Origin of the sequence: Allobranchiibius sp. GilTou38, assembly GCF_017565325.1 — a bacterium.
In the GTDB taxonomy this organism is placed as follows: Bacteria; Actinomycetota; Actinomycetes; order Actinomycetales; family Dermatophilaceae; genus Allobranchiibius; species Allobranchiibius huperziae.
In genome coordinates, this window is the sequence record NZ_JAGEKN010000006.1 from 602,074 (window position 1) to 626,291 (window position 24,218).

At 67.7% G+C, this 24,218-nt stretch carries 16 protein-coding genes; 12 read left to right on the forward strand and 4 right to left on the reverse strand.

What is annotated here, in order from left to right:
- Positions 1 to 36: 36 nt before the first annotated feature.
- The 3 genes from JOB34_RS07990 to JOB34_RS08000 form a co-directional block, all read right to left on the reverse strand.
- Entirely contained in the window at positions 37 to 1,032 is a 996-nt protein-coding gene (locus JOB34_RS07990; protein ID WP_208052181.1) for a sugar ABC transporter substrate-binding protein, read from the reverse strand.
- A 416-nt stretch (positions 1,033 to 1,448) separates the two neighbouring features.
- Positions 1,449 to 2,927 (reverse strand): amidohydrolase family protein, encoded by a 1,479-nt coding sequence (locus JOB34_RS07995; RefSeq protein WP_208052182.1) that lies wholly within the window; start codon positions 2,925 to 2,927, stop codon positions 1,449 to 1,451.
- A gap of 53 nt (positions 2,928 to 2,980) precedes the next feature.
- Entirely contained in the window at positions 2,981 to 6,328 is a 3,348-nt protein-coding gene (locus tag JOB34_RS08000) for a serine hydrolase (protein WP_208052183.1), read from the reverse strand.
- A gap of 116 nt (positions 6,329 to 6,444) precedes the next feature.
- On the opposite strand from JOB34_RS08000, the gene JOB34_RS08005 reads away from it, so the two are divergent.
- From JOB34_RS08005 to JOB34_RS18090, 9 genes are all read left to right on the forward strand, one after another.
- The gene (locus JOB34_RS08005; protein WP_208052184.1) at positions 6,445 to 7,833 is read left to right on the forward strand and encodes a serine hydrolase domain-containing protein; all 1,389 of its coding nucleotides are present in this window, start codon (positions 6,445 to 6,447) and stop codon (positions 7,831 to 7,833) included.
- 130 nt (positions 7,834 to 7,963) lie between these two features.
- The gene (locus tag JOB34_RS08010; protein ID WP_208052185.1) at positions 7,964 to 9,562 is read left to right on the forward strand and encodes an ABC transporter substrate-binding protein; all 1,599 of its coding nucleotides are present in this window, start codon (positions 7,964 to 7,966) and stop codon (positions 9,560 to 9,562) included.
- A gap of 68 nt (positions 9,563 to 9,630) precedes the next feature.
- On the forward strand, positions 9,631 to 10,635 hold the full coding sequence (locus JOB34_RS08015) for an ABC transporter permease (RefSeq protein WP_208052186.1): 1,005 nt from the start codon (positions 9,631 to 9,633) through the stop codon (positions 10,633 to 10,635).
- A gap of 3 nt (positions 10,636 to 10,638) precedes the next feature.
- The gene (locus JOB34_RS08020) at positions 10,639 to 12,645 is read left to right on the forward strand and encodes a dipeptide/oligopeptide/nickel ABC transporter permease/ATP-binding protein (protein ID WP_208052187.1); all 2,007 of its coding nucleotides are present in this window, start codon (positions 10,639 to 10,641) and stop codon (positions 12,643 to 12,645) included.
- Positions 12,642 to 13,643 (forward strand): ABC transporter ATP-binding protein, encoded by a 1,002-nt coding sequence (locus JOB34_RS08025; RefSeq protein WP_208052188.1) that lies wholly within the window; start codon positions 12,642 to 12,644, stop codon positions 13,641 to 13,643. Before JOB34_RS08020 ends, JOB34_RS08025 begins: the two co-directional genes overlap by 4 nt.
- Positions 13,640 to 14,815 carry a M20 family metallopeptidase gene (locus JOB34_RS08030; RefSeq protein WP_347813775.1) on the forward strand — a complete coding sequence of 392 codons (1,176 nt, stop codon included), beginning with the start codon at positions 13,640 to 13,642 and terminating at the stop codon, positions 14,813 to 14,815. The genes JOB34_RS08025 and JOB34_RS08030 overlap by 4 nt, the downstream gene beginning before the upstream one ends.
- Positions 14,812 to 15,759 carry a hypothetical protein gene (locus JOB34_RS08035; protein ID WP_243757712.1) on the forward strand — a complete coding sequence of 316 codons (948 nt, stop codon included), beginning with the start codon at positions 14,812 to 14,814 and terminating at the stop codon, positions 15,757 to 15,759. The genes JOB34_RS08030 and JOB34_RS08035 overlap by 4 nt, the downstream gene beginning before the upstream one ends.
- On the forward strand, positions 15,756 to 16,862 hold the full coding sequence (gene menC / locus JOB34_RS08040) for an o-succinylbenzoate synthase (RefSeq protein ID WP_208052189.1): 1,107 nt from the start codon (positions 15,756 to 15,758) through the stop codon (positions 16,860 to 16,862). The genes JOB34_RS08035 and menC overlap by 4 nt, the downstream gene beginning before the upstream one ends.
- A gap of 64 nt (positions 16,863 to 16,926) precedes the next feature.
- Positions 16,927 to 18,564 (forward strand): PucR family transcriptional regulator, encoded by a 1,638-nt coding sequence (locus JOB34_RS18090; RefSeq protein WP_208052190.1) that lies wholly within the window; start codon positions 16,927 to 16,929, stop codon positions 18,562 to 18,564.
- Positions 18,565 to 19,819: 1,255 nt separating this feature from the next.
- Here the strand turns inward: JOB34_RS18090 and JOB34_RS08055 are convergent.
- Positions 19,820 to 20,473 (reverse strand): class F sortase, encoded by a 654-nt coding sequence (locus tag JOB34_RS08055; RefSeq protein WP_243757862.1) that lies wholly within the window; start codon positions 20,471 to 20,473, stop codon positions 19,820 to 19,822.
- Between the two features lie 1,240 nt (positions 20,474 to 21,713).
- Here JOB34_RS08055 and JOB34_RS08060 point away from each other — a divergent pair.
- From JOB34_RS08060 to JOB34_RS08070, 3 genes are all read left to right on the forward strand, one after another.
- Positions 21,714 to 21,995 carry a twin-arginine translocation signal domain-containing protein gene (locus JOB34_RS08060; RefSeq protein ID WP_208052193.1) on the forward strand — a complete coding sequence of 94 codons (282 nt, stop codon included), beginning with the start codon at positions 21,714 to 21,716 and terminating at the stop codon, positions 21,993 to 21,995.
- 108 nt (positions 21,996 to 22,103) lie between these two features.
- On the forward strand, positions 22,104 to 23,717 hold the full coding sequence (locus tag JOB34_RS08065) for a DUF4331 domain-containing protein (protein WP_208052194.1): 1,614 nt from the start codon (positions 22,104 to 22,106) through the stop codon (positions 23,715 to 23,717).
- 41 nt (positions 23,718 to 23,758) lie between these two features.
- On the forward strand, positions 23,759 to 24,076 hold the full coding sequence (locus JOB34_RS08070) for a hypothetical protein (protein ID WP_208052195.1): 318 nt from the start codon (positions 23,759 to 23,761) through the stop codon (positions 24,074 to 24,076).
- Positions 24,077 to 24,218 lie beyond the last annotated feature (142 nt).

Consider the following 24,218-nt stretch of genomic DNA (forward strand, 5'->3'; position numbering starts at 1 on the left):
CCACCCGCGCGCCCTGCCTTCGAGACGGTGGGGCGATTACGCCTTGGAACAGGCAGCTGCGTACTGGGCGACGTTCTTGTCGGTGACCCGGTACTCCTTGTTCAGGTTCGTCTTCGGGATCTTGTCTCCCTGCAGGAACTTCAGCGCCCACTGGACGACGAACTGGCCCTCGGCGTCGGGGGCCTGGGTAGCCGTGCCGAACTGCTTGCCGGACTGGATGTTGTCGATCCCGACCTTGAAGCAGTTGCTTCCCGTGACGATGAGGCCCTTCTTGGCCACCCCCAGGGGCAGACCGGCCTGCTGCGCGCTCTGGATAACGGCGTTGGCCATGTAGTCCGCCATGCCGTAGGCCGCCTGGATGCCGCCCTTGCTCTGGTACTGGGCGAAGAGCTGGGAGGCGATCTTCCCCGTCAGCGCCGGGTCCCAGTTGCCGTTCTTCACCTCGACCAGCTTGTACGAGGGGTACTTCGCCAGCTCAGCCTTGAACGCGGTCATCCGGTCTCCACTGGTGGCGGTGGCGTCGGCACCGGTGATCGCGATGATGTTCCCGCTGGTGCGGCCCTCTGCTTTGAGGCCCTCCACGATGTTCTGCGCAGCGTAGGTGCCGAGCGACGACTGATCTGCGTCGATCGTCGCGCTGACGTCGTTCACCGCAGCGGCGGCCGGCCGGGAATTGTCGATGATGACCGGCACGTTCTGAGCCTTGGCCTGTTGCAACGACGGCACGAGCGAATCGTCGTCCGTCGGAGACACGAGAATGAGATTGGGGTGCGAGGCGATCGCCGACTGGAGGTTCTGGATCTCCAGGGAGACATCGAACGGGTCCTGCAGATATGTGACCTTCACCCCCTTCGCCTGGAGGCCCTTGATGATTGTCTTGTTGTACACCGCGCACCACGGGTTGACGTCACCGCAATGAACCAGGGTCACCTGCTTGCCTGCCACGGAGCTGGCGCCGCCTGCCGCCGACTTTGTGGAGCCCGACGAGCTGGACCCGCACCCGGCCAGCCCGAACATCGTGATCACAGCCACCCCAGCTGCGGCCCGTGTCGCCATCGACGTACCACCGGGCGAGTTCTTCCTCGTCACACTCACTGGAGTGGGGATTCTGACCATGCGTGTCTACCTACCTGTCTCATGTGTGACGATCGCCACTAGGTTGCGTGGTCATTACAGCCCGGTGTGATCGGCGACACACTGGCGCAGTGCGTGAAGTAGCATGGGGTGGATGACGGGATCCGTCATCGGTGCCTCCCGGATCCCGCTCGCGGCGCCAGTCCGACCGGCAGTGGTTGTACTGATCGGTGACGTCGTCCCTGGTCAGGCGTCCGCCGGCACCCTCAGACGCTTGATACGCGGGTGGATCGACGCCGGCGCTCCCGGCGGACGGTCGGGCCCGCCGACGGTCCTCAGGTCAGCGCTTGCGGCGCCGAGAGGTGGTCGCGCGACTATCGGGGTTCGGCGCGTAGGGGTCGGCCGGGGAATGCGTCGGAGCGCAGGTGTCCGTCCCGGACCACCCCTTCGCCGTTGACGAAGACCTGTTGCACTCCGCGTGAGGTCGCGGTCGGCATCAGGTACGTGGCCATGTCGGTGACCCGGTGCGGGTCGAGGACGACGACGTCCGCGTCCGCCCCGACGCCGAGGTGACCTTTGGCCCGGGCGGCAGGTGCGGCGTCGTCGAGGACGCGGGCCGGGAGGTAGGAGCAGCGACGGAAGGCCTCGGGCCAGCTCCAACGTCCGGATTCGCGCACCATCATCCGCAGCGAGCGGCAGAAGGTGCCCGCAGTGCGTGGGTGGGTGGAACCGCCTTCCGGCAATGGCCACCTGGTCGTCTCCCACGTCCCGTCCGACCAGAGCACCGGCATGGCATCACTGGCCACGATGCTGTCCGGATAAGCGAGCGCGGCGGTCAGTCTGTCCTGGTCGTCGGGGTCGTGTTCGTCGAGGAACTCCACGACGCAGGCCGTACCAGGTGCGTCCGCCCGTATCTGACGCAACCGTGCCTGGTTCTCGATGCGTTCACCACTCGGGAGCAGCACCAGGGACGAGGGCTTCAGCCCCCAGGCGCCGAGGCGCTCCGGCGCCAGGAACACGGCACCGATCGCCGTGCTTCCCGCACCGTACGGGTAACTCTCCACCGTCACCCTCGACCCCTGCTCCTGTGCCCGGGACAACGTGGCGAGCACCCGGTCGATGTGTCGCCGGGAGGTGCTGTTGACGTGACAGTGGTGCATCGCCGCTCCGGTCTCGGACGCAGCACGCACGACCTCCTCCACGCCGTCGATCGGCGTCCTCGGATCCGCCTCGACCAGTTCGCGCACGTGCGTGTACGTCGGCACGCCCGCCTCTGCCGCCAGCCGGGCCACGGCGAGGTACTCCTCCGGGTCGCTGTACGGGGCGTACCCCATGAGGATCCCGATACCCAGTGCCCCTTCGGCCAGTTCGTCGCGCAGGAGATCCAGCCACGCGGCTCGTTGGGCCGGTGTGGAGGACCCCTGCCAGGCCGGGTCCGACAGCAGCGACAGCGACTGGTGGATGCTGGCTGTAGGGGCCACGCCGGCCAGCACCTGGCCCCGCGCGTCACCCCACGACGCCGAGAAGCCGTAGTTCAGCGGACGGCCCTGTGCGGCTGCTTCCGCGTACGCCCGGGCCAGCGGCATGACACCGGATTCCAGATCCAAGGAGGTCGTCACGCCGTCCATCGCCTGCAGCCGTTGGCCGGCGACCGTGTGCACGTGGCTGTGCAGGTCCACGAACCCCGGGCCCACGACCATCCCGGCGACATTGATCGTCTCGCCGTCGTCGGGTGGTCGCAGATGCGCCCCGACCGCTGCCACCCTCCCAGCGGACAACAGGAGATCGCCGACGATCTCGCTGCCGGTGGCCGGGTCGATGATGGTGCCGCCCTGCAGCAGGGTCGTCGTCATGAGCGTCCACCTTCCACGCCGTGATTCACCACCGGATGTCGGTCCGCGCCCGGTCAGCTGACCTTCGGTTGCGCCCGGGCGCCGTAGTGCAAGTACGGGCTCCCGTCGGGCAGGTCGTAGAAGAACACGGGCAGCCAGCTCTCCTGGCCGGGAGGCCGGGTGACGAAGAGACCCTGCTCCACCGGCTGCAACGTCATCTCCTCCACGGTGGACCCGGATGCCTCGGCGGCAAAGCCACTAGGGATTACCTTGATGACCAGGCTCCCGTCGCGTTCGAAGACCTCCGAGGTGATCGAGCTGCGTTCGTAGGTGCCCACGTAGGACGACAGGTCCACCTGGGGCGCATCCGCCGGAGGGGTGAGCTGGTCACGCATGGACACGCCGGCGACCTCCTCGAAGATCTCCCGGTAGAGGTCGTTGTACAGGTCGGTGGTGTGACCTCCGTTCGTGAGCAGGGCGACGGAGAGCCCTTGGGACGGCAGCACCTTCAGGTACGCGTTCTGTCCGAACGTGGATCCGTCGTGGCCGTAGAGCCGTTCGCCGTCCCAGTCGAACCGGATCCATCCAACGCCCCAGGAGTCGCCGAGGGTGTACTTCTCGGGGAGGTCCACCTGATGGGACTTCATCTGCGCAACCGAGTCCGCGGAGAGCACGCGGGTGCCGTCCGGTGCGGTTCCGCCGACCTGGTGCATCCGCGCGAACAGGGTGACCTCGGCGGCGGTGGCGTTGATCAAGCCCGCGGGACCCAGGGAGCGAGGTAGGAGGAAGGTCGGCACGACCCGCGTCTCCTGCTCGGGTTCCGGGGAGATGTGTCCGATCGCGGCACGCTCCAGGATGACCTCCTCCGGCAGCGTCGAGGTGTGTGTCAGACCCAGCGGCTCGATGATCCGCTCCCGCAGGACGGCGTCCCACGTCTTGCCGGTCAGGACCTCGATGATCCGACCGGCCAGGACGAATCCGGAGTTGCAGTAAGAGAACGTCGCGCCCAGCGGGTGGTTCTGCGCCACGTCGCGCAAGCCGTCCGTGTACTTCTGCAGGCAGTCGTCGCCGCGTCCGGTGTCGGTGAACACGTCACCGTCGATGCCGCTGGTGTGGGTGAGGAGGTGGCGCATCGTCACCTTCTGGGCGACGTCCTGGTCCCCCAGTTCCAAGCCGGGTAGCAGCTCCACGACCGGGGTGTCGAGGCTGAGGAGACCGTCGTCGACCAGCTGCATGACCATGGTGGTGGTCCACACCTTGCTGATGGAGCCGATCTGGAAGACCGAGTCGGTGGTGACCGGGTAGCCGGTGTTCTTGTTCAGGACACCGGTCGCGGCCTCGACGAGTTCGTCCTCGCCGCCCTCGTCCACCCGGCGGATCGCCAGGGTCGCGCCCACCACGTGGTGGCGTGCGGCGAGTTCCTCGAGGCGTCCGGCCCAGTGCTGCTGGTCCAGACGCGAGGGCGCGGTGTGGGTGGTCATGTGGTGCTCCGTCCATTGGATGAGTCGGCGGTTGTAATCGATGCGGTGTGATGGCCGCCCGTTCAGGATGAAGAGGTGCGAACCCCCCGGATAGAGCACCATCTCGGTGGGGACACCCCGGGTGCGCAGTGCGGCGAACCACTGCTCGGCCTGACCCGGCGGGCAGGCCTCGTCGGCCAGGCCCTGCAGGAGCAGGGTCGGGGTGTTGACGTGCGCCACATTGGCCCACGGCGACATGGCGGTCAGCTCGCCCGGCTGGGTCAAGGGGTCGGGCCATTCCTGCTCTCCGAGCACCAGGCCCTCCGTGCTGGTACCCCACAGGCTGGTCAGGTCCGCCACCACACCGCCGGCCACCGCCGAGGTAAACCGGTCGGACCGGCCCGTGAGCCAGCAGGTCAGATAGGCGCCATAGCTGTAGCCGGCGATGGCCACCCGCGCCGGGTCGGCGAACCCCTCCGCGACCAGTTCGTCGAGCGGATCGAGCAGATCCCGCTCATCAGCTGTCCCCCAGCCGAACGCGGCGCCACTCCAGAAGTCCTGTCCGTACCCGTCACTACCCCGCGGATTGAGCAGGAGCACCGTCCAGCCGTGCGCCGCCAGGACCTGGTGGTAGGCGTGTGCCGGATCAGGCACCGGCGACCATGCGTTGTGCGGGCCGCCGTGCACGTCGATGAGCATCGGACCCGGCGGTGACGTGTCCGGGTCGCGCAGCAGCCACCCGTGCACCGCGGCGCCGTCATGCACGGTGAAGGTACGTGCCTGCGGTTCCAGCAGCTCCACGTCCGGCATGCTGCGCGCCGTGTGGCGGGTCAGCAGGACAGGGTCGCCCCCGGCGAGCGGAACCATCGCTATCTCGCCGTAGGTGGAGCGATTCGCGAGGACCACGACGGCCCGGTCGGTGTCCCTGGACACAGCGAGCCCGGATACCACGCCATGCGGATCTGCCAGGACCGGTCGTGGCGCCCCCGAGCCGTCGACCTGCGCCGCGTACACCTGCGAACAGCCGTGGTCCCGGATACAGAACACGACCTCGTGGCCACCGGTACGGAGTTGCGGCCGCCCACCCGGATACCCGGGTCCACCCGGCATCACGTTGCGGTCGAGTGACGCGGTCAGGTCGAGGTCCTGGTCGGCGGGGCCGAGAGACATCACCAGCAGCGCCGTGTGACCGAGGTGGGGTGCTGTCTGTCCGGCGACGAGAAGAGCGTCTCCGTCGGCGTTCCACAGCAACGGACCCGCGACACCCGTGCCGGGTCCGATCCGCCGAGGTGGCATATCGGCGGTCAGCTCCAGGACGAAGGGCTGGGGGTACGACGTGCGGTTCGCATCTTGTCGCGGAGCGGCGGTGAATGCCAATCTCGTGCCGTCCGGGGACCAGGCCGGGTCGCCGGCATCCCAGTCCCCATGGGTCACCTGTCGCACGTCGCCGGTCGCGAGATCGAGCAAGTGCAGATGCATACGGACAGATCCCGTCAATCCGTCACCGTCGCTCTTGTAGCCCAGCCGGGTCACGACGACCGGAGCGTCCGCATCAGGTTCGACGCCGTCGGGGCGGACCGGAGCCACGAACGCGATGAGGTCCCCCTCCGGGCTCCATACGGGTGCACCCGCCCCGTCGCGCAGCGCCGTCACCGGGCGTACGTCGCTCCCGTCCAGCCCAGCCAGATACAGCTGCGGCTCAGGGCGGCCACGCAGGAACGCCACCGATCTGCCGTCCGGTGCGATGGACGGCGCGGTGTCGTCGCGCCCGTCGGTCAGTGCGACCGGCCGGCCCCATCCGTGATCGTCCTCGCGCACCGACCACAGCTGATGGTCGTCACGGTCCGCGACGGGGTCGGTCGTCCGCAGGACGTAGACGACCGACCGACCGTCGGCGGACAGAGTCGGGGAACTGGGCAGCTGGAGAGCCGCCAGATCGCTCAGGCGAAGGCGCCGCGTCATGGCGTACAGCGTGCCCGCGTCCTCCGGCCGGCTGTTCATCCGATCCGACCAAACCCGGCGCCGATGCTTGGCACATGTGACGAGAGAATCGCCCCGAGCTTTCGTAGCTTCGCCGTATGACGAAACTGGACGAGGTCAAGGCGTGGCTCGACACGCGGCTGCCGGAACTCATCGAGACGTACGACGTGCCCGCGGCCGCCGTCGCGGTGAGCGCGGGCGAGGAGACCGTCGAGGCGGCCGCCGGGGTGCTGAGTCTCTCGACCGGAGTCACGGCCACCACCGATTCGGTCTTCCAGATCGGATCCATCACCAAGATGTGGACCGCGACGATGGTCATGCAACTGGTCGAGCAGGGCCGGGTCGATCTGGAATCCCCGGTCCGCCGATACCTGCCCGATTTCAGCGTTGCGGACGCAGCGGCGACGTCGGCCATGACGGTGCGACAGCTGCTCAGCCACACGGCCGGCTTCGAGGGCGACATCTTCACCGACACCGGCCCCGGCGACGACGCACTGGAGAAGTACGTCGCGACCCTGGGCGATGTCGAGCAGCTCTTCCCTCCGGGTGAGCGCTTCTCCTACAACAACGCCGGATACTGCGTGCTGGGGCGCCTGCTGGAGGTGGTGCACGGCACGACGTACGACGAGTGCCTCCGCTCGCACCTGTTCGCCCCGCTCGGCCTGACCCACTCCGCCACCAGCGCGGCCGAGGCGATCCTCTTCCGCGCGGCGGTCGGTCACGTGCGTCCGGAGCCGGACGCCGAGCAGCAGCCGGCGCCCATCTGGAACATGGCACGCTCCAACGCGCCCGCCGGCTCGATCCTGTCGATGCGCGCGGGCGACCTCATCGCCTTCGCCCGGGTCCACCTGAACTCCGGCCGCGCGGCGAACGGCGCCCAGGTTCTGCGCCAGGACACGGTCGCGCAGATGCAGCAGCGACAGGTCGAGTTGCCCCGACTGCGCGTGATGGGTGACGCGTGGGGGCTGGGCTGGGAGATCTACGACACCCCCGCAGGTCCGGTCATCGGACACGACGGCACCACGATCGGCCAGGCCTCGTTCCTGCGGATGGTGCCCGCCGACGACGTGGCCGTGGTGCTGTTGACCAACGGTGGTGAGGCCTACCCCCTCTACCTCGAGGTCGTCGGGCACCTGTTGGCGGAGCTGAGCGGTACGCGACTTCCGCCGCTGCCGGCCCCTCCGCACGATCCGCCACGCATCGACGCCTCGCGCTACACCGGTATCTACGCCAGCCGGGTCGCGGACCTGGTCATCGAACAGGACGACGACGGTCGTATCTGGCGGGAGATCCGGCCCAAGGGCGAGTTCGCGGACATGGGCGAGTCACCGACGCGGGTGGAGCTGGTCGCCTACGAGGACGACATGCTCATCGACAAGGACGGTCAGCAGGGGCTGCACATGCCGCATGCGTTCATCGGCAGCGGCGACGCCCCGGCCGACTACGTGCACATCGGCCGGGTCGTACCACGCGCGCACGGTCACTGACGTCCGCGCTGTCGCCCGCGTCTTGTCCGTCCGGACACACACGCACCCTTGGCATCGTCCGCTTCGACAAGCGTGGCCGTCGGTGCTCCCCGCAGTATTTGTTCGAGGCCACCCACCGAGAGGACACACCATGAAGCTTGCCGGGACCATTGCTGGCGTCTGCGTCGCCGCGACCGCGCTGGCTGCCTGCGGGGGAGGTGGAGGAGGCACGGCGTCGGGCTCCGCCAAGAAGGCCAAGGTCGTCAGCGGCGGGACCTTCACCATGGCGCTGCCCACCGACCCGGGCAACCTGGACCCGCAGATGACCGCGAACAGCGGAACGCTGCAGGTGGCCAACTTCGCCTACGACACGTTGATCCACATCGGCAACACCGGCACCCTCAGCCCCGAGCTGGCCTCCGCGTGGAAGGCGTCCGGAACGACGGTCTCCTTCACCATGCGCCCCGGTCTCACCTGTGCCGATGGTTCGCCCTTCACCGCGGCCGATGCAGCGGCGAACCTGAACTTCGTCACCAACGTCAAGAACAAGAGCCCGCTGACGGGTGCGTTCGCCCCTCCCGGGGCCACCGCCACGGCCTCGGGCTCGACGGTCACGCTGAAGCTTGCGGCGCCGTCACCATTCGTCCTGAACGGACTGGCAAGCATCCCCATGGTGTGCAAGGCCGGGCTCGCGAACCGGTCCACCCTGGCGACCAAGACCGACGGCACGGGTCTGTTCCAGCTGACGCAGGACGTCTCCAGCGACCATCTCGCCTTCACCAAACGCAGTGGGTACACCTGGGGTCCCGCCGGCGTCACCAGCAGTACGCCCGGCCTGCCCGACAAGGTGACCATCAAGTTCGTCGCCAGTCTGACGACCGCCGCGAACCTGGTGCTGTCCGGGGGCCTGAACGCTGCGACGGTGACCGGACCGGACGCCAAACGCCTCGCGGGGTCGCGACTCTTCTCCTCCCCCACGCAGGCCCTTCTCGCCGAGATGTGGTTCAACCACGCGAAAGGCCGCCCGGGCTCGGACCCGGCGGTGCGCAGGGCACTCACCCAAGCCGTCGATCTCCCCCAGTTGATGAAGGTCATCAGCTCAGGTGAGGGGACCGCGGCGACGACGTTCGCGGTCGCCGCGCCGGTGGCCTGCCCGGGCAACTCGATCCAGTCGGCGTTGCCACCGCACGGCATGGCGCAGGCGAAAGCCACTCTGCAGGCAGCGGGTTGGGCTGACGGAGCAGGCGGTACGCGGACGAAGAACGGAAAGCGGCTGTCCCTTTCATTCATCTACGACACCGCCGGCGGTGCAGGCGCCTCGGCCGCGGCCGAGCTGGCCGCATCGACCTGGAAGCAGCTCGGGGCCGACGTCAGCATGAAGGCCCAGAGTGACACCCAGATCAGCCAGACCGTGTTGGGCGGCAGCGGCAACTTCGACATCGCCTGGCTGCCCCTGAACGTCAGCAGTCCTGACCAGATCGTGCCCTTCATGTCCGGGCCGGCTCCTACCGCGGGCAACAACTTCGGTCAGATCAGCAACCCGGCCTACGACGCGAAGGTGGCCCAGGCGACCAAGTTGGAGGGCAAGGCGGGATGCTCGACCTGGCTGGCTGCCGAGTCCGATCTGGTCAGCAACGCCGACGTCATCCCGTTCGCCAATCAAGTGGTCAAGACGTTCGGCAAGGGCGCGCAGTTCACGTCCGGCTTCAGCGCCATCGACCCCACCACCATTCGCATGACGGCCGGCTGATCGCCGACGGACGCCCAGCAGCCCGATGACCGCGGAGCAATGAGACCACCCTGGGGAAGGAGCCGGAGATGACGACCGTGACGACGACGTCGAACAGGCTCGTCACCGCGTTCGACCAGGCGCGTGACAACACGTGGGTCCGGTTCGGAGTACGCCGGTTCGCTCAACTCGTCGTGTCGGTGTGGGTGCTCATCACAGCCTCGTTCCTGATGATCCACCTCATCCCCGGGGATCCGGTGCGCGCCTCCCTCGGCCCGACGGCCTCGCAATCGTTGATCCGGGCCCGCCGTCACGCCCTCGGTCTGGACGACCCCCTGCTCAACCAGTACGCGCACTACCTCAAGGGCGTCTTCACGGGAGATCTCGGAACCTCGATCACGTCCCAGCTGCCGGTCTCTCAGATCATCGGTCAGCGATTGCCGCCGACACTGCTTCTCGCCGTGCTGTCGTTCCTGGTGGTCCTGGTCGTCTCCATCCCCCTAGGCGTGCTGATGGGTGTGGTGACCCGGGGTGGACGGGCACGCCGTACGGAACTGGTCTTCTCCAGCACGAGCGTGGTGTTCGGGTCGTTGCCCGACTTCCTGCTCGGTGTCGGCCTGGTGTACGTCTTCGCGGTCAGCGCAGGCATCTTTCCGGTGGCGGGACGCTCCGGCCCGACGTCCTACGTGCTACCCGTCCTGTCCCTCTCGATCGGGCCGGCGGCCGCGCTTGCCCGGATCATGCGCGTCGAGATGGTGTCGGTGCTGGACGCCGACTTCGTGAGGACGGCACGGGCCAAGCGGTTGCCGGCGCTGAAGATCTACCTCGGCCACGCGCTGCCCAACGCTCTGACCGCTGCGATCACCCTGGGCGGGTTGCTCCTGAGCGCACTGGTCGCCGGCACGGTGCTGGTGGAGACGGTCTTCGCCTGGCCCGGGCTCGGCTCCACCATCGTGCAGTCCATCCTCGCCAAGGACTATCCGGTCGTGCAGGGCATCGTCCTGGTCTACGGCGCGGGTGTGCTGATCATCAACCTGGTCGTCGACGTCTCCCTCGCACTCCTCGATCCGCGCTCCGTCATCAAGGAAAGCTGAACGATGTCGATCATCCGGGACGTCGACCATGACACCGTCGCCACCTCCCCCGCCACGAGACGGCCACGCAGCGCCGACCGTTGGCTCGCGGTGTTGCGAACTCCGGTGGGTCTCAGCGCCGGGCTTCTGCTGGCAGTCGTGCTGGTGCTCGCGGTGGTCTCGCCGCTGATCTGGGACCACTCAGCTAACGCCGTGGACACCGACAACATCCTGTCAGGGCCCTCCGGAAAGCACTGGGTCGGCACCGACAACCTCGGCCGGGACATCTTCTACCGCGTCCTCGTCGCGACGCGGCTCTCGGTGGGTCTGTCCCTGCTGGCAACCCTCATCGCTGTCGTCCTCGGCCTGATCCTGGGGACCCTCCCGCTCCTGACGGGGCGTGTCATCGGCCAGCTGATCACGGCGGGCATCAACATCGCGGTGGCCTTCCCGGGGTTGCTCCTCGCCCTGTTCTTCGCGGTCATCTTCGGGATCGGCATCAAGGGCGCCGTGCTCGCGATCGGTGTCGCGGGCGCCCCGGCCTTCGCCCGCCTGACGCAGACGCTGGCCGCCGGCATCGCTGAACGGGACTACGTCGCCGCGGCCCGTATCGCCGGCATCGGGCGCCTGCGTCTGTTGGTGCGCCACATCCTGCCGAACATCGGCGAGCCCCTGATCGTCAACGCCACCATCGGCGCAGGTGGCGCGCTCCTCGCGTTCGCCGGCCTGTCCTTCCTCGGCCTCGGCGTCCAGCCCCCCAGCTACGACTGGGGCGCGCTCCTGCAGAACGGTCTGACCGGCATCTACATCCACCCCGCGGGAGCGCTGGCTCCCGGTGTCGCTGTCGTGATCGTCGGGCTCGCGTTCAACCTCTTCGGAGAGGCCGTGGCCAAGGGCATCGGCCTGACCGCCACGGTCGGCCGAGTCCCGCTCCGGCCGATCGCGGAAAGCCGCAGGCGTCCCACGCCGGCGGCGGTCGAGGCCGACCCCACTCCTGGCGATGTCGTCCTGCAGGTCGAGAACCTGACGGTGACCCTGCCCGGAGCCACCGGACCGCTGGTCCCGGTGCGGTCGGTGAGCTTCACCGTGCACCGTGCGGAGACCGTCGGCATCGTCGGGGAGTCCGGGTCGGGCAAGTCGCTCACGGCGATGGCGATCGCCCAGTTGATCGAGGAGCCGGGGCAGGTCACAGCAGATCGACTGAGCTTCCTCGGCACCGACCTGCTGTCCGGGAGCGGACGCGATCATCGTCACCTGCTGGGCCGGTCGTTCGCAATGGTCTTCCAGGACCCGATGACCTCCTTCAACCCGACCTGGCGGATCGGCCGGCAGCTCGCGGAGGTCGCCGCCCAGCACCAGAGGATGACCCGGGCCGAGTCGATGACGCGGGCGGTCGAAAGGCTGCGCGCTGTACGCGTGCCCGGAGCCGAGCGGCGGGCGCGCCAGTACCCGCACGAGTTCTCCGGTGGGATGCGACAGCGGGCCATGATCGGGATGGGTCTGATGAACGATCCCGCGCTGATCATCGCGGACGAACCGACGACCGCCCTCGACGTCACCGTGCAGCGTCAGGTGCTGCAGCTGATGGCGCAGATCCGCGACGAGAACGGGGTCGCCCTGGTGCTGATCAGTCACGACGTCGCCGTGGTCCGGCAGGTCTGCGACCGGGTGCTGGTGATGTACGCGGGGCGGATCGTGGAGGACCTGCGCGCCAGTGATCTGTCCAGCAGTGCGCGCCACCCATACACCCGGGCGCTGGTCGCCGCGGTACCGGACATGGATGTCGATCTCGACCAGCCGTTGTCAGTGATCCCCGGGCGACCGATCGACCCGGCACAGCACCCCACCGGGTGCGCCTACGCGGCTCGTTGCCCGCTGGCCAGCGAGCGGTGTGCGACCGACGACCCAGAGCTGGTCACCGATGTCGACGGAGGTCGTGTCGCGTGCTGGCACGCGGGTGAACCGATGCCACATCACTGGCAGCAGATCGTCACGGACCGGGAGGCCGTCGCGGCCGGTGAGGTGTCATGAGCGAGCTCCGTTTCGAGGACGTCACGATCCGCTACGGGTCCAGGCGGCGTGGGATGACCGCCGCCGACCGCATCAACCTGGTCGTTCCGGACGGTTCGATCGTCGGGCTGGTCGGGGAATCTGGGTCGGGCAAGTCGACCTTGGCCCGGGCTGCCGTCGGGCTGACACCCGTCTCCAACGGCCGGATCCTGCTGGACGGACAGCCGCTCGCACAGCGCACGGGCCGCCGCCGCCCTGTGCAGATGGTCTTCCAGAATCCCTACTCGTCCCTGGATCCGCGGATGACCATCGGCGACAGCATTGCCGAGGCGATCCCCAAGGGCACCGGATCGACGAAGCGACACCAGGAGGTCGCGCGGCTTCTGGAGCTGGTGGAACTGGACTCCTCGCGCTCGGACGCCTACCCGACACACCTGTCAGGTGGACAGCGCCAGCGCGTCGCTCTGGCCCGTGCCCTGGCAGCACGCCCCGAGGTGGTGATCGCAGACGAGATCACGTCCGCCTTGGACGTCTCCATCCAGGGCACGGTGCTGAACCTGGTGCGTGACCTGCAGCGGGAGCTCGGTATGTCGATGCTCTTCATCTCCCACAACCTCGCTGTGGTGCGTTACGTCGCGAGCACCATCGCCGTGATGTACCTCGGTCAGATCGTCGAGTACGGACCGGCGACCCAGGTCCTGTCGGATCCGCAGCACCCGTACACCCGGGACCTGCTCGCAGCGATCCCGGGCACCGAGGTGGGGCTGAACTCCGGCGCAGCCGGGATCGTTCCGGTCGCGATAGCCGCTGCGGAGCCCGGGGATCCGCACACTCCTCCCACCGGCTGCCGCTACCACCCGCGCTGCCCGGTCGGCCCGCTGGTCGACGCCGACCGCGAGATCTGTCGTACGACGGAACCGGACCATCGGCACCGTCATGCAGCGGCGTGTCACTTCGCGGTGGCGGACGTGCTGACACCGTCCGGGACCACCCCACTCTCGGAAGACCTGACGTCGTGACCTCCCTCGTCGACACGATGACCGTGATGCTGCGGCAGGTGCTGGCCGATTCCGAACGACTCATCCGGTGCGAATCCCCTTCCGAGGACCTGCAGGCGGTCGCCGACAGCGCGGACCTGGTTGCCGACATCGGTAGGCTCCGACTGGGAGAAGAGCCGGAACGTATCGAGATCGAGGGCCGCACCCACCTGTTGTGGACGTGGGGCGGGGGTCCGAGTCGGGTCCTGGTGCTGGGACACCACGACACCGTCTGGCCGATCGGTTCACTCGAGACCCACCCGTTCCAGATACAGGAGGGGATCCTGCGCGGACCCGGGTGCGTCGACATGAAGGTCGGTCTGGCGATGGCCATGCACGCAATCGCCGCGCTCCCGGACCGCGACGGGGTCACCCTGCTCGTCACCGGCGACGAGGAACTGGGCTCGCCCAGTTCGCGTGCCCTCATCGAGAGGAGTGCCGCCGGATGTGGCGCTGCCCTGGTGCTGGAGGCCGCCGCCGACGGCGGCGCGGTCAAGACCGCCCGCAAGGGCGTGTCCCTGTACGACGTGCATGCGATCGGCCGGGCCTCGCACGCCGGCCTGGCGCCGCAGGCCGGGGTGAACGCGTTGGTCGAGTTGGCCCGTCAAGTGCTGGCGGTATCGGCCCTCGGAGATTCGGGGCGCGGCACGACGGTCACTCCCACGTCGGGTTCTGCTGGCACCACCAGCAACACGGTGCCTGCGACGGCTCGGTTCGCGGTCGACGTACGGGTCAGGGACGTGCGCGAGCAGCAGCGGGTCGACGCAGCGATGCGCGGTCTGCGACCGTCGTTGCCCGATGCGCAACTAATCGTGACGGGCGGGCCCAACCGTGCGCCGCTCGAGCGGGCGATGTCGTCCCTCTTGTACGACCGCGCCGTCGGTCTGGCGTCCGCTCTGGGACTCCCACCCCTGCATGAGGCTGCTGTGGGTGGAGCATCCGATGGCAATTTCACCGCGGGTGTCGGTGTGCCGACGCTGGACGGTCTCGGAGCCAGCGGCGGCGGCGCACACGCGGACGACGAGCACGTGATCATCGATGAGATCCCCGGCCGTACGGCGCTGCTCGCCGCGCTGATCGCTGACCTGTTGTCGGAATCGCCCACCCTCGCCGGATCTGGCAGGGACCCTCGGTCGGGTGCGGAGCGGTCATGACCGGCGCCCTGGAGCCCCGCGCCAAGGACGGCCCCTCCCCCACGCTCGCGCGGACCGAGGACGATGTCGCGTACGTGCGAGCGGGGGCCGAGCGCGCGGCCGAGGAGGCTGCCCGGGACGCGGGCATCGTCATCCGGGAGCTCAGCATGGTCGTCGACCTGGAGGCCGTGGTCGACCTGTACGACAGCATCTGGAAACGAGATGAGGGCCCGCTCCTCACCGCGCAGCTGCTGCGCGCGTTCGCCAAGGCCGGGAACTACGTGGTGGGCGCCTTCGACGGCCCGACCCTGATCGGCGCGTGCGTGGGATTCTTCGCGGCGCCCGCCGATGGTGCACTGCACAGTCACATCGCCGGGGTCTCAGCCACCGCACGCCGTCGCCACGTGGGTCTCGCGATCAAACTGCATCAACGCGCCTGGGCACTGCATCGCGGTGCGTCGACGATCGGCTGGACCTTCGATCCCCTGGTCGCCCGCAACGCGTGGTTCAACCTCGGGCGGCTCGGCGCCGTTCCGGTGGAGTACCTGACCGACTTCTACGGCGGGATGCACGACGGGATCAACGGCCCTGACAGCAGTGACCGGCTGCTGGTGCACTGGGACCTGACCAGGCCGTCGCCGGCAGCCGTCGACCGCTCCGCCCCCGGGCGGGCCGAGCGGTACGACCATGCTGATGCAGCCCTGGGGGTCTCGGAATCCGGTGCACCCGTTCCGGGCCCGACCCGAACCCCGATCCTCCTGGTCGCCGTCCCGCCGGACGTGGAATCACTGCGTGTCACCCACCCGCACCTGGCGTCGCAATGGCGTTCGGAGCTGCGGGCGTCCCTGGGCGGCCTCCTGGCCGCCGGCGCGCGGATCGAGGGTTTCGACCGTCGCGGCTGGTACGTCGTGCGTCAGGACCCGCCACGACCGGCGGCTGAGCGAGCAGAAGAGGGTGTCGGATGAAACTGACGGGGATCGAGCTACGGCGGATCGGCCTGCCGCTGGTGTCGCCGTTCCGGACGTCGTTCGGAACGCAGACCCAGCGGGACATCCTGCTCATACGAGCCGTGACCGACGCGGCCGAGGGATGGGGCGAGTGTGTGACACTCGTCGACCCCGCGTACAGCGAGGAGTACGTCGACGGCGCGGTCGACGTGCTCACCCGCTTCCTGATCCCTGCTCTCGCTTCGGCCGATCAGCTCGACGGCGCTGCGGTGCAGACGATCCTGGGTGGGTTCAAGGGACACCGGATGGCCAAGGCCGCGCTCGAGATGGCGGTGCTGGACGCTGAGCTGACGTCGCTGGGGCGACCTCTGGCGCGCGAGCTCGGTGCGGTCCACGACCGGGTGCCCTGCGGTGTCTCGGTCGGGATCATGGATTCGGTGCCGCAGTTGCTGGACGCGGTTCAGGGGTACGTCGAGGAGGGCTACCTGAGGGTCAAGCTGAAGATCGAACCCGGCTGGGACATCGAACCGGTCCGCGCGGTACGGGAGCGGTTCGGCGAGCAGCTGCTGCTGCAGGTCGATGCCAACACCGCGTACACGCTGGCGGACGCGCGCCACCTGGCCAAGCTGGATCCGTTCGACCTGCTGCTCATCGAACAGCCGCTGGACGAGGACGACATTCTCGGCCATGCCCGGTTGGCCCAGTTGATGACCACACCCATGTGCCTCGACGAGTCGATCACCTCGGCGCGATCAGCAGCCGCCGCGATCTCCTTCGGTGCATGTTCGGTGGTCAACATCAAGCCCGGCCGGGTCGGCGGATACCTCGAGGCGCGCCGTATCCACGACGTGTGCCTGGCGCACGGGGTCGCCGTCTGGTGCGGTGGCATGTTGGAGACCGGGATCGGCCGAGCCGCGAACGTCGCGTTGGCAGCGCTTCCCGGCTTCACCCTGCCCGGCGACACCTCGGGGTCGAATCGCTACTACCACCAGGACATCACCGAGCCCTTCGTCCTGGATGACGGGCATCTCGCAGTGCCGACCGGTGCCGGGATCGGCGTTGCACCACGCCCGGAGTACTTGAACGAGGTCACGACGTGGTCGCAATGGGTTCCGCTGTGAATCCGCCCCGATGGCTGCCGTTACCCTGACCTCGTCCGTACCCAGCGTCCAGGCGGTACCACCAGTGGCGATCAAGCTCCAACGAGCCGGGCTGCGCCGGATCCTGGACGATCTGGGGTCGACGCTGCTGGAGTTGATCCAGGGTGACCCCGATGCGGTGCCCGAGGTGTGCGGCATCGCGATCCACGACCCACTCGACCCGCCCTTCCTGCCTCCGACCGTCCTCGTCCTGGGCGTCGGGGTGGGCAGCGTGCCGGACATTCTCGCGCTGCTCGGTGATCTCGCCGGGCGGGACGTCGCGGGGCTCGTCCTCCGATCGGGCACTCCCATTCCGCCGGAGGTCATCGCATGTGCACGCCAGGCAGGAGTGGCCCTGTTGGGTCTCACCCGCGGCGCCACATGGGCCCAGTTGGCGGCGATGCTGCGTTCGCTCCTCGCGCAGGACGACATCGGCTCCACCGGGCCGGAATCGTTGGGTGGGCTCCCCTCGGGCGATCTGTTCGCCCTCGCCAACGCGATCGCCGCGCTCCTCGACGCGCCCCTGACGATCGAGGATCGCAGCAATCGGGTGATCGCCTTCTCCGGTCGCCAGGACCAGACGGATCAGGGCCGGATCGAAACGGTGCTCGGTCTGCAGGTTCCCGAACGGTACGCCCGGGTCCTCTCCGAGCGCGGCGTGTTCGGTGAGCTTTACCGGTCTCAAGGCCCGGTAATGGTCGATCCTGTTTCTGCAGAGGATGATTCGCACACCGACAGCCTGCCCCGGGCCGCGATCGCCGTACGGGCAGGTGATGAGCTGCTGGGTTCCATCTGGGTCGTGCTCGACCGACCACTGGACGCCGACCGGTCGGCCGCCTTGGAGGAAGCATCGAAGCTCGTCGCCCTGCACCTTCTGCGCGAGCGAGCGGGAGCGGACGTCGAACGCAGGTTGCGCGCCGACCTGGTGAGTACAGCTCTCGAGGGTGGTGCCGGTGCCCGGGAGGCGCTGAACCAGCTGGAGCTGGCGGACCGGCACCTCATCGTGCTCGCCGTGTCAGCCATCGAAGCCGACAACGGTCCGGAGTCGGCACGCTCCACCGCGCTCTTGACCAGCGATCGTCAACGTCTGTCCGATGTCCTGTGGATGCATCTGACCGCGATCCATCCGCACAGTGCGACAGCGCTCCTCGGACGCACGGTGTACGCGTTACTGCCGGTAGCCGACCTCCAGGACGACCAATGGGCACTGCGGGTCGCAAAGGACTTCGTGGATCGCACGGGCGATCGTCTGCCCGCAATCATCGGGATCGGACCCGTCGCCGCGGATGTCGACGGCCTCGCCCACGCACGGAGTGGAGCGGACCGGGCCCTACGTGTCGTGCGTGAGACCGACAGCCCACAGCGCGTCGCGCGTCTGTCCGACGTCTACATCACGTCGCTGGTCTTCGAACTGCGCGATTCCATCGCTGCCCGCGGGGATGCTCTCACCGGACCCGTGGCCCGGCTGATGGCCTACGACGACGCGCACGACACCAATCTGGTCGACACCCTGCGCGCGTGGCTCGACGCGTTCGGTGACGTGGGAGCCGCTTCCTCCACACTCTTCGTGCACCCGAACACTTTCCGGTACCGGCTGCGTCGGCTCTCCGAAGTAGGACAACTGGACCTGGACGATCCCGACGCGCGGTTCGCAGCGCTGCTCCAACTTCGACTGATCCTCTAGGCCTGAAGACCCAGCGGTGCTGTCACCGCGACGCAGGCGACCTTCCAGATGTCGACGGGTGGCTCTCGCCGCGAGCGGGCGCATTCGTCGACCGCGTCGACCATCGTGACCCCATTGGCATTGCTCCGCATGCAGTACTGACGACGACGACTCCATCGGATCAGCCGCGTGCTACGTGTCGGGGGGGCTGCGACGGAGGGCCCTGTGAGGTCGTGGACGTGTAGGCATCCAACCTCGCGCGTGTTCGTGGCCTCTGTCGGCGACAACCCACGGGCGGTCGCCTCGATGTGGGTTCTGCACCGGAGCTGTCATGAACTATCGCAAGCAACACGCGATCGCCTGAGCTGGGGTCGATGAGTTCGACCAGTGCGAGACCGCTGATTGCCGGGTAGATGAGGTTGCCGGCCACCTGCCGGATGGTCTTGGTGATGGTGTCGTTGATGGGTCCAACGGACACCACGCTCGCCGCCGTTGACACGTCGGAGCCCCTGACCTCATCGACTCCGTACACAATGAGACCGCCCCCGCTGTAGCCATCGCAGCGAGATCCTTGGCTAGTTCCAGCTGCTGGGCTTGCTTGCCCACTGGGTCCACAGCCTTGAGTGGCAGTTCCTTCTTCCAATCCAGCTGCATTGACTCAGCAACCTTCTGGGCGCAGGCTTCCGCGACCAGTTGGAAGGTCAGATCGGAGCTGAGACGCCGAGCGCCGCGTGCAGTGGAGTCCAGGGCATAGCTCAACCTAGATGTCATTGACTTCCTCCACACCCTGGCCACCACCAGCGTGGAAGTCCTGGACGCAGACGCTGCGGGTCTGATGCTGGCCGACCAGCGCGGCCAGCTGCACCGTAAGCAGTCGAGAGCGTGACCAACCCCGACAACGCCGATGGGCGCAGGGCCGCACACGCGTGTGCGGCACGCGCGCCCCAGTCGTGTCCAACCAAAGTGACGTCGCGTAGTTCAAGGTGCGCCATCAAACCCAGGACATCACTGGCGAGGGCGGCCACCTGTCCTGACTGAGCGTCGCGCGTCAGAGCGCGGGTGCCACCAACCCCTCAACTCGACGAAGAAATGCAAGTGGTAGTTATGGCGTGTTCCCAGTTGCTACCCAAGGACCTGGTCACTTCTAGCCTGAAGCCCAGGGCACCGGGCAAGCCCGACGACACAGCACTGAAGGCTTCGTGTCATCGTTACCAACCGGCGAAGTCTCTGAAGATGGAATGCCGGAGACACTATTCGTGGGGCGGGGCCTGCGAGATCACGACCGGGTCAGTGAGGCGAACACCACGGTGTTGGATTCGTAGTGGTGAGTGGTGGTGTTGAACCGGCCCCCGCAGGTGATCAACCGCAGGCCGGCGTAGTCGATGGGGCCGTACACGGCCTGGGAGGGAAACTGATCTTTGAGGTAACTATCGACTGCATCGACGCGGAAGTACGCCAGGCTTCCATCGGCGCGGGTGACCTCGATTCTCTGGCCCGGGCGCAGAGCACCCAGTTTGTAGAACACCCCGGGGCCGGAGGTGGAGTCGACGTGGCCGAGAATCACAGCCGGGCCGAGCGCACCGGGTGTCGGTCCGAGGCGGTACCACGCCGCCTCAGCTGCGGTGGTGGGAACTTCGATCGTCTGGTTTGCGTTCAGCCCCACCGTCAGCAGGTGGGACCGGATGCCGACCGAGGGCACGCGTATCGACACCGGTGCCGAAGCGCTCAGATGGAAGGCCGATGGTGCGGCTGAGGAGTTGGCCGGCTTCTTGCCCGCCGCCTTCGTGGCAGGAGCAGCGGGGATCGTCACGGCCTGCTGGGCCGGTCTCGCCATGGCTGCAGGAATGGTGCCTAGGTCGCCGGCGGCAGGCGGGGCCGGAGACATCGTCAGGTAGCGACCGATCAGCCCAACGGCAATCACGGCCAGCATCACGCTCAACACCAACGGGACATGCCGCTGCGCACGTCGTCCTGGAGGTTCCTGGACCCTCCACAACGGGTGGCATCCAGCGACGCGCCTCGTCCGCCCGTTCCGTCGTCGTACCGGTTCATGGAACAACGGGTGGCATCCAGCGACGCGCCTCATCCGCCCGTTCCGTCGTCGTACCGGTTCATGGAACAACGGGTGGCATCCAGCGACACGCTTCATCTACTCGACTCTCTTCGCGAACCGCCCCGACATGTCCGCAAACGCGTCTCAACGATCGAACCCGGCCGGTTACTGGAATCTTGTGCATCGGCAACGCGATCCGGGGCTCCACACCTGTCGCACCGGTACGCGCAGCATCCCCATGGTATGTCGACGAGGCGGTCCGCCACCCGAGCTCGGAAAGTGCCTGCAGATCAACTCGACACCCCACCGGGCTCACACCCGTGGCGTGAGTAACGACGGAGCCCACGATCAGCCCGTGGCCGGTCGAGCTTGGCCACGAGGAAAGCCGACACCGCTCAAAGCTCTCGTCGGCCCTCACGAAGTCAGCGTCCTCCCGCCGCAACCGGCGTACTTCCTGCGTTTTCCGCAGTCGTGGTCCCGTCCCGAGCGCCGGCACCGGTCTGCGCCTGACGCACCCACGTGCGCTGCATTTCTGCGGCAGTGACCCCGAGCAACGGCGCGATGCGCTGCATGACCGCCCACTGCGACTCGCTCGATAGTCGCCTCGCGACCGTCTGGACCGCTCGAACCGTCAACCCGGCCGAACACCGCCTCGAGGTGCCCCCTGAATCGTGGTTGGCACCAGGCGATATCGACGATCGCTGGTCGGGGTTGAAATTGGGACCGGGCCGAAGGCATGTGCTCGCCGGCGCGGGTCGCGGCGCACCTGGATCGGCACCGACCGGTCGTGCCGCGAGACCGCCCGCACACCGCCCAACGTACGAGGGCATGTCCGCCCAAGCTGCTCCCCCGACGACGCGGGCCGTGGGCACCTCTGGGCGGCTGTCGATGACCAGGCAAAACCCCGCGTCCGCCCCACCCGCAGAGCGTGTCTTCTCCAGATTTACGGAGCGACAACCTCGGTTGTATCCAAACGGCGCGCAGCGACGTAGCGTGTCTAGCAGAGCGACGGCAAGTGCGGCACAAGCGTTTTCGGGTCGAATCTCGACCCGTTCGATCCGGCTCTCGGGTGTGCCCCGCTCACGATTCCCCACGTCCGCATCCGAAAGGTTTCATCATGGCTGGTAGTAATCGTCGCAATTTCCTCAAGAATGCCTCCCTGGGGGCGGTCGGGGTAGCGGCGGTCGCTGCCCCGGAATTGCTGTTCGGTGGGGCGGCGCAGGCGGGCACCCCCGCCCTGGAGACGCCCATCCCCGCGAAGGGGGTGAACGGACCGATCGTGGTGTTCCTGCGCGACGCCGGCAGTGGAGAGTTCACCGTGATGCACGGTGAACGGTCTTCAACATTTGTCGACAAGGGGCTCGCCGCGCGCCTGACTCATGAGGTACCCAAGGCCTGAGCTGGCAGCTCGACTGTTTTCACTCCTGCCGCACCTGGCGGGCACAGACACCCATTTCTGGTTTGGCGCGAACGCGCCGGACTTACTTTGCCGATAAAGAGGTAGTTCATGTCGTCTCACAAGGAAGCCCCGTCGATCAGCAACGATGCGGCCGCGGACAACACCGACGTTTATGTCTTCGTCAGCCCAGACAATCCGGACACCGTCACGATGATCTCCAACTTCGTGCCGTTCGAGGACCCGGCCGGTGGGCCGAACTTCTACGAGTTCGGTGACGACGTGCTGTACGAGATCCACATCGACAACAACGGTGACGGCCTGGCCGAGATCGTCTACCAGTTCACATTCAACACCGACTACACCCTTCCGAACACGTTCCTGTACAACATAGGGCCGATCGAGTCGTTGACCAGCAAGAACTGGAACCGGCGGCAGTACGTGTCCGTGAACCGGCGGGACGTCACCACCGGAAAAAACCTGCGCCTGGCAGACAAACTTCCCTGCCCGCCCTGCAACATCGGGCCCTTCTCCACCCCGGACTACGTGAAGCTGGCCAACGCGGCGATCCACCACCTCGACGGCGGTCGCACCCTGTTCGCAGGGCAGCGGGCCGAGGGCTTCTACGTCGATCTCGGAGCGATCTTCGACCTCGGTGATCTACGGCCGTTCCAGAATCTGCATGTGGGCTCGCAGATGCCGGCCGCCGGAGGCATCAGCGGCACGAACGCCAAGAACGTGCACTCCATCACCCTGCAAGTCCCCAAAACCGACCTGAGCGCGGGCGGCCGCGCGCCGACCGATCCCACCAACCCCCGTTCCACAATCGGGGTGTGGGCCACCGCCAGCAGGCAGCAAACCCGCATGTACGACACGGACCGCCCAGGCACCACCATCAACACAGGGCCCTGGGTGCAGGTCTCCCGGCAGGCGAACCCGTTGTTCAACGAGGTACTCATCCCGATCACCAAGAAAGACCTCTTCAATTCCCAGCAGCCCGGTAATGACAAGCAGTTCGCTCAATATGTCACCAGTCCCGAATTGGGGAAGCTGCTTCCCAGCCTCTACCCCGGTGAGTTCCCCCGCCTCGCGGCGTTGAATGCCTCCGGCAAGCCGCGGGCGGACCTGGCAGCCATCTTGCTCACTGGGATTCCGGCAGGGATCGTCCCCGGTTTCCAGAACAACACCGGCACGGTGATGGCCGATCAGCTACGACTGAACATGGCCATCCCGCCCACCACCAAATCGCCCAGCAACCTCGGCCTGATCGGGATGGATCCGGCCGGGTTCCCCAACGGGCGCCGCGTGTTCGACGACGTGACCACCATCGAGCTGCGCGCTATCGCCGGGGTGACCTACGCCCTGGTCGACAAATCCTTCACCCCCGACAAGGCAGCCGGGGCAATCACCCAAGGCCTGACCTCCTCCAACACCGACGTCCATGCCAAGAACACCCAGCACTACCTGCCCGGCTTCCCCTACCTGGGCACCCCGCACAACGGTCACGACAACCCCGCCAACAACGACCCGGCACCCTACCCGGGTACCAGTGCCGGCCCGACCGTGCCAATCGGTGGCCCCAGCACGGGTGCCGGCGGCACCAGCGGTGGCCGGGACACCGGGCTGCTCGTCGGGGGTGCCGTAGCGGCGGCAGGGGCCGCCGCCGCCGCCGTCGCACACCAACACCGCTCAGGCAACGACATCACACCCGAGACCCCGGCATGACCGCCGCCACGCTCGGCGCACCGAAATGGCGGGCCGGGTAGATGGCCGAACAGCCCTACGGGCCGACGGACGCCGGCGCAGTGGTGCTCGACATCGGTGGGGACGTCGGCGCCCTGGTCCTGCACACCACCCCTGAGCTCGTCGGCGCAGAGATCGAGGTCAGCCGCGTCGGCGCCGGAACCCCCCGCACACACACCGCAGTCCGGCAACGCCGCGACGGACCAAGCGTGCAGTACGCGGCAATCTTTGCCGCACTGCATGCCGGTGACTATGTCGTCCACGACCTCGACGGCACCCCCACCGACACCGTCACCATCATTGGTGGCCACGTCGCTACCCTCGACTGGTCCCAGCACTGACCCACCCACAACAGCCGCTCCGGGTGCCACCGCCGTCGCCGGGGTGAAGCCGCACCAACCCACCCCGCACGGTCAACGCAGGGTGCGCCCAAAGTGGATCGCCGGGTCGAGTCAGTGTTGGACCGTGGCCACGAACACGAGC